The organism is Moorena sp. SIO3I6 (assembly GCF_010672095.1).
Genome location: NZ_JAAHHU010000079.1, coordinates 25,651 through 31,734 on the forward strand (window position 1 = coordinate 25,651; position 6,084 = coordinate 31,734).

Sequence of the window (6,084 nt, forward strand, 5' to 3'; positions counted from 1 at the left end):
GTTAAAGCCAAAGAGAAAATAAAGCCATGATTAACTGCTGCATCACAGGACCACGCACCATAAGACCAGAGCATATCTCCGTAATCCAAGAAAAGCTAAACAGCATATCCGCAGACACCTGGCACATCGGGGACGCCCCTGGGGTAGATACAATAGCCCTACATTTTTTAGAGAAAAAACAGACTGTAACCACCTACCACGTGACCGGGAGAGAACGGTGGCACTTCGCAGAGCGAAGTACAAGAATGGTAAAAGACTGCATGAAAAACCCAGGAAGCTACAAACTGCTAGCTTTCCCAAACAAACCCTGCCCGCAAGGGGTACAACCAAAACCAACCTTCCACGGGTACGGATCAGGAACCTGGGGAACCATAGCTCTCTGTAAATACTATGGTTTTGACATCGACATAACTTTTTTAGAGAAAAATCCGCTGCCCGAATGGCTGAGTAAGCCAACCTACCAACAGCTCTCGCTTTTTTAACAACTTTGCCGACAACTAGGGGCTGGCCGGGGCGGCCAGCCAAAACCAGCCGCCCCGGCCAAAAACCAGAAACCAGCCCCGTGCCCAGCCCCGGCGCAACCCACGACACAACCGAAGCCAGCCGACTGACCCCAACCCAAGACCGAACCGGAGCCAACCCACCTTCGTTACCTCTCCCTCTCCCTCTCCCTCTTCCTCTCCCTCCATTTTTTTAATGGAAAACCCCCCCTGGAGTTTTTTCGTACGGTTAGGACGGAGTTAGGGAAATTTAGAATAAATTTCTCTAACGGAGGTCTAATCGAAGAAAAAATCTCCACACTCCGCCTGGCCGACTAGGCTGTGGTCGCGCGAGGCTATTGGATCTAAGTACTTTAGGGATAAGATTTATGCCGAGCGCCGACCCAGCCGGGAACTTAAAACCGAGATATTTGTCTAAAATCTGCAATTTGAACTTAAAACCAAGGTATTTATCTGGTTTCCACAGCGCAGCGCGTGTTCGATGGTCTATGTGCAATCGCAATCTGTTAACACTTGTATTGAGGTGCGTTCGCATAGCGTGGCCTACGGTCAATCGCGTTTGCATTGGGATGTTGGTTCTTGCTACTGGTGCGATCGCGTTTGATTGGGATGTTGGTTCTTGGTACTGGTGCGATCGCCTTTGGCGCGGCAAAGCCCATCGCGTTTGATTGGGATGTTGGTCTTGCTACTGGTGCGATCGCGTAGCGTGGCCATAGGGCAATCGCAAGCTGGGCTAAATTCCCCTCAGAACATCCAGTCACTGAATGCAGTAATTAACTTCACCGGTTGATGTGATTTATATCACGACTTTATCTAACTAAATCAATAACAATGATTAGTGAAAGTTATAAGATTAGTCAGCTGGATATTATAACTTATCATCTCAGGTCAAAGCATCTTATTACATCACTAAATTGCAAATCGCTTTATTTAGCCCAACTATCAGCCCTAGAGGCAAAGAAGGCAGCTACGCTGAGGGCTTGGAGGCGATGCGTAGCAAGCTGAAACTGTCGAAGCGTTGGTACTGAGCAAGGAGTTTTAGATGTGTTGTGGTGACGACACAGTAGTAGAAAAAATATAACAAACATTTCCCTTGAGGATACTATTCTTAATTACCTCCAGACATTACCTTAATGTTGGGGGAGAACTTGGTGAATATATATGATTGTGGTCGATGAAAGCTAAAGAAGTTCTGAGACGATATGCAGCAGGAGAAAGGGATTTCCGTAGGGAAAATCTTAGAGGTCAGTCGTTTCAAGGGGAAGACCTTTCCGGGGCGGATTTTAGTGAAGCGGATATTCGAGGGGCAAATTTTAAGAATGCTAATCTAACCGAAACTAAATTTTGTAAGGCCAAGGCAGGATTACAGAAAAGGTGGGCAATTGTTGTTTTGTTGGTTTCCTGGATAGCGTCAGGACTATCAGGAATTATTTATTTATTTAGTGGAGAGTTCGTAGAGCACATATTTAACTCTACAAACATAACAGAAAAAGTTTTAGGCTGGACAATTTTGGTTGTAATAATTGTCTTATTTGCTATAATCCTTCGTCAAGGTATTGGAGGACCCGTAGCCGTAGTCTTAGTCGTAGCCGGAACCGGATCCTTAGCCGTAGCCTTAGGTAAAGTCTTCGCTGAAGCCGTAGCCGGAGCCTTAGCCGGAGCCTTAGCCATAATCGGATTTGTAGCCGGAGTCTTAGCCTTAGCCGTAGCCGTAGTCGGATTTGTAGCCGGAGCCTTAGCCGTAGTCGGAGCCGGAGTTATAGCCGGAGCTGAAGCCGTAGCCGGAGCCTTAGCCGGAGCCGAAGCTGAAGCCGTAGCCGTAGCCGTAGCCGGAGCTGGAGCCTTACTTGGCACTTACCTGGGCTGGCGCGCTCTAAAGGGGAACCCCAGAGATGCCTGGATTCGTAGTATTGCTATTGCTTTTGCTGCCACAGGAGGAACAAGTTTTTACAAGGCTAACCTAACCAATGCTGATTTTACGGGAGCTACCCTCAAAAGTACAGATTTAAGAGAGGCTACTATCACTTGTACTTGTTGGAGGAAAACTATTAAGCTTGACCAAGCTAGACCTGGTAAAACTATCTTAGCTGATACAGCAGTCAGAGAATTATTGGTTCATGGTAAGAGTTATAATAAGTCTTATGTTAATGCCAATCTTAGGGGCGCAAATTTAAAAGAAGCTAATTTAAATAAAGCTAATCTAAAACAAGCTGATCTTAGCAAAGCAACTTTAGAAAACGCTGAGTTAGAAGAAGCTGATTTAGTTAATACCAATCTTAGAGGTGCAAATTTAAAAGGGGCTAATCTAAATAAGGCTAATCTAAAACAAGCTGATCTTAGCGAAGCAACTTTAGAGGATGCTAATTTAAAAGGGGCTAATTTAACTCAAGCTAATTGCGTTGGTACTAATTTTACCGATGCTTATCTTACTGGTGCTTGTTTAGAAGCGTGGAACATTGATTCAAAAACTAGGTTAACTAATGTTGATTGTCAGTATGTCTTTCTACTAGAGAATCCCGATAATATGGGAAGTCGAGAGCGCCGCCCCCATGACTTTAATCGGGTTTTTGAACCAGGGGATTTTGACAAGCTTTATAAGCAGATTATGAATACGGTGCAGATTCTTCTGCGTAATGGGGTTAATCCAGAAGCATTTCGTCAAGCCTTTCAAGAATTAATGGCGGAAAACCCTGAAATTACTGGTGATTCGATTCAAGCAATTGAGAGGAAGGGAAATGATGTTTTACTTACCTTGGAAATCCTAGGATCAATAGATAAGGGTAAGGTTGAAATAATTTTTTTGGAAGTTTATGAGGCTAGACTAGAAGACGCTAAGAGAATTGGTTTTCTAGAGGGTAAAGATGAGGCTAACACTTGCCATCTTCAGAATATAAAGGATGTTATAAACGCTTTTACCAGTCAGCAGTCATCCAATTCTATAATCAATCTTACAAATACAGCTAAATCGGAGAGTGATATGTCAGATAATTCACGTCATTTTAATATAGACCAAAACCGAGCTACTAATCCTAAGGTTAATACTAATCCTAATTTTGCTGTTGCTAACGACAATGCTAGACAATTTAATACTACTAATTTTACACCAGAGCAAAAACAAAACCTAGCTGAAGCAGCAGCAGAAATCCAGCAACTTCTCAACCAAATATCCCAGACTAATCCCACTACGACAAGCAAAGAAAAGATGATAGTTGTCAGTGAAGTTGTTGACCAAATTGAAAATAACCCACCCCTAAAAGCTAAGGTAATCAATGCCCTGAAAGCCGGAGGAGTGGAAGCTTTCAAGGAAGCAATAAACCATCCCCTAGTTAACGTTTTGATGGCTATGATTGAGGAATTGACGTAGGGTTGGGGTAAGCTATCAACTATTGTCCCCTGTTCCCTGTTCCTGTTCCACGCGCCAAGCAGTTTCCCTCCCGATCTTCCCCGATTTAACAAACAACCACGAACCCCTCCTGTACGTATCCTCACCCTTCCTGGTGTGAGGTTTTACTTTTATCAATTCCCTGACTTCCGATGTGGTTAATAACCACTGTTCTTGGGCAGCCATCTTCAACTGCTGCATGTATTCTATGGGACTCAGGGGCTGCATTCTGTTGATATTGGCTCTCTCAATACCAGAAGCAATGGCATCAATCAACACCTCCAATGCTTCCCGTTCTGCCTTCCAAGAACCTGTCCGGTGAACGTTTGGTGAACTGTTCGGTGAACTGTTCGGTGAACTGTCCAGGGAGATAGTTTCCTGACTATCTTCGGTAAACCCTTCGGTTAACAGTGGCTCAAAATCTTCAAACGTTCCACCCCTTTCCAAATGGGTGTTTAAACGATCCAATTCCTCCAGTTGTCTACCAGATATAAAGGAGCGAGTCCCCTCTTTGTTTGTTTCAATATTGGCATGTTTGATTCGATCATAAAGGGCGGTGCGACCGATGTTGTATCTGGTCTGTAAATCCTTGACGGGGATTTTGTCTATTTCCTGAGTCATAACCTTTGCTGGATGTTCGGCGAATGTTCACCGGATGTTCACCGGATGTTCACTGAACATTTTATATCCATGTAGAGGAAATAGGAAATAGGGAATCGGGAATCGGGAATCGGGAATCGGGAGTAGGGAGTAGGGAGTAGGGAGTAGGTAGTAGGGGATTGGGGAAAAATCTGCTGTCTGTTGAGATTTCTTGATTTGGACAGATCCATGTCGATGAGTCAGCATGTGGTTGATCTGTCCACAAGTTTTCGACAAGATCAAAAAGCGATCGCATTAAACCCTCAAAAATAACCCCTCCGTGTGTTGCGATGGAGGGGATGGGAGCAGAAGCAGCCCCAGGAGCAGGTATGTGTGCCAAGGGGCTGACTTCCCCAGGATATCGCAAAAAAAAACGGGGTTGCTTAATAATGGGTGGAATGGGTATCTTGCCCGTTCCTGATTTTTTCGGGCGGGCAGGATGCCCACTCTACTCCTATTCAAATACCGTTCTTCAAGCTATTCACCGATTGTTCACGCTCACATCTTATTTCCACGAGTACTTGGTAGCGATTCGGCTTTGCCGACACTACGTGATCGCCCCCTAAGGACATGCGATCGCTTCCATTGGTCGATGTATTTACCCTGGGACTACTGTAGTAATTCACCAAAAGCACAAGATTGACCAGGTGCTGACTGTTGAAGGTGTGATCGCCCTTACACCACCCACATTTTTCTCTAAAACAGAACGGTTCCGTCTTAGACCACCGGCAACACCGGTTTTTTTTCTCTAAAACAGAACTGTTCCGCCTTAGACCACCCGTTTTTTCTCTAAAACATAACCGCTCCGTCTTAGACCACTGGTTTTTTCTCTAAAACAAAACCACTCCGACTTAGACCACCTGCAACACTAATCAGCACAGGTTGATACTCTTCCCCAAGACCTTCTCAACGATATAGACATAGTCCTTACCCTCCCTCTGAGCAGCTCGAACCAGAGGAAGCTTCGAGAGCTTAACTCCAAAGTTCTTACTTTGCCAGCCCTTCTTGGGGTTTACCAGAACCTTGATATTGATTCCCCAATACCAATCGGAGTCCCTGGTGCGATCGCCCTCCACTAGTGGGTATGTGCGCATAACACCATCTTTCCCTCTGCGGTTAGCGGTGAATTTGTATAAACTGCCATGCTGCTTAGACGCATCTGGGAGGCGGCAGCATAAGCGGTCTTCTATAGTCAGTCCAAGCAGCTTCACCTGCTTAAACGGAATTCTGCTGTACTGGTTCCCATACCACCACTCAACATCTAAACGAAGGGTATCTCCCGGAACAGCTTGGATTACTGTCCCTATACGCCCATCCTTGGAAGCAACCAATTGACCAATGGCATGTTCATGACAGTAGTCAACAATAGAGAGTTGCTTATGCTCCTCGAGAGACAGATTTTTTAGAGAAAAAGCCGTAGTGCTATAGTCATCCTGAGGATTTTTTAGAGAAAAAGCTGTAGCACTATAGTCATCCCCAGGATTTTTTAGAGAAATATCGGTAGCGCTATACCCAGTCCCTTCTTTGCTGCCAGACCCACTTTGCGGCAGAGAGGGCGAGGGC

7 protein-coding genes are annotated in these 6,084 nt (G+C 45.1%); 3 read left to right on the forward strand and 4 right to left on the reverse strand.

Annotated features, from left to right (window positions below):
• The first annotated feature begins 26 nt into the window (after window positions 1-26).
• Window positions 27-482, forward strand: a complete 456-nt coding sequence (locus tag F6K49_RS21540) for a hypothetical protein (RefSeq protein ID WP_293099911.1) — start codon at window positions 27-29, stop codon at window positions 480-482.
• Window positions 483-1,006: 524 nt separating this feature from the next.
• Here the strand turns inward: F6K49_RS21540 and F6K49_RS21545 are convergent.
• Complete coding sequence (locus F6K49_RS21545) at window positions 1,007-1,261, reverse strand: hypothetical protein (protein ID WP_293071135.1); 255 nt, start codon at window positions 1,259-1,261, stop codon at window positions 1,007-1,009.
• 413 nt (window positions 1,262-1,674) lie between these two features.
• Between F6K49_RS21545 and F6K49_RS21550 the strand changes: the two genes are divergently transcribed.
• Entirely contained in the window at window positions 1,675-3,864 is a 2,190-nt protein-coding gene (locus tag F6K49_RS21550) for a pentapeptide repeat-containing protein (protein ID WP_293071137.1), read from the forward strand.
• 15 nt (window positions 3,865-3,879) lie between these two features.
• Here F6K49_RS21550 and F6K49_RS21555 read toward each other — a convergent pair whose 3' ends face one another.
• Together F6K49_RS21555 and F6K49_RS21560 are read right to left on the reverse strand one after the other, a co-directional pair.
• A complete protein-coding gene (locus F6K49_RS21555) occupies window positions 3,880-4,503 on the reverse strand; it encodes a hypothetical protein (RefSeq protein ID WP_293071139.1) in 624 nt (207 codons plus the stop codon).
• A gap of 61 nt (window positions 4,504-4,564) precedes the next feature.
• On the reverse strand, window positions 4,565-4,861 hold the full coding sequence (locus tag F6K49_RS21560; RefSeq protein ID WP_293099916.1) for a hypothetical protein: 297 nt from the start codon (window positions 4,859-4,861) through the stop codon (window positions 4,565-4,567).
• Between the two features lie 99 nt (window positions 4,862-4,960).
• Here F6K49_RS21560 and F6K49_RS21565 point away from each other — a divergent pair, with 99 nt between their 5' ends.
• Window positions 4,961-5,164: a hypothetical protein gene (locus tag F6K49_RS21565; RefSeq protein ID WP_293099920.1), complete on the forward strand. Its 204-nt coding sequence runs from the start codon at window positions 4,961-4,963 to the stop codon at window positions 5,162-5,164.
• Between the two features lie 229 nt (window positions 5,165-5,393).
• On the opposite strand, the gene F6K49_RS21570 is transcribed toward F6K49_RS21565, so the two are convergent.
• Window positions 5,394-6,084: hypothetical protein (locus tag F6K49_RS21570; protein ID WP_293099922.1), on the reverse strand; the 691-nt coding region annotated here is incomplete at its 5' end.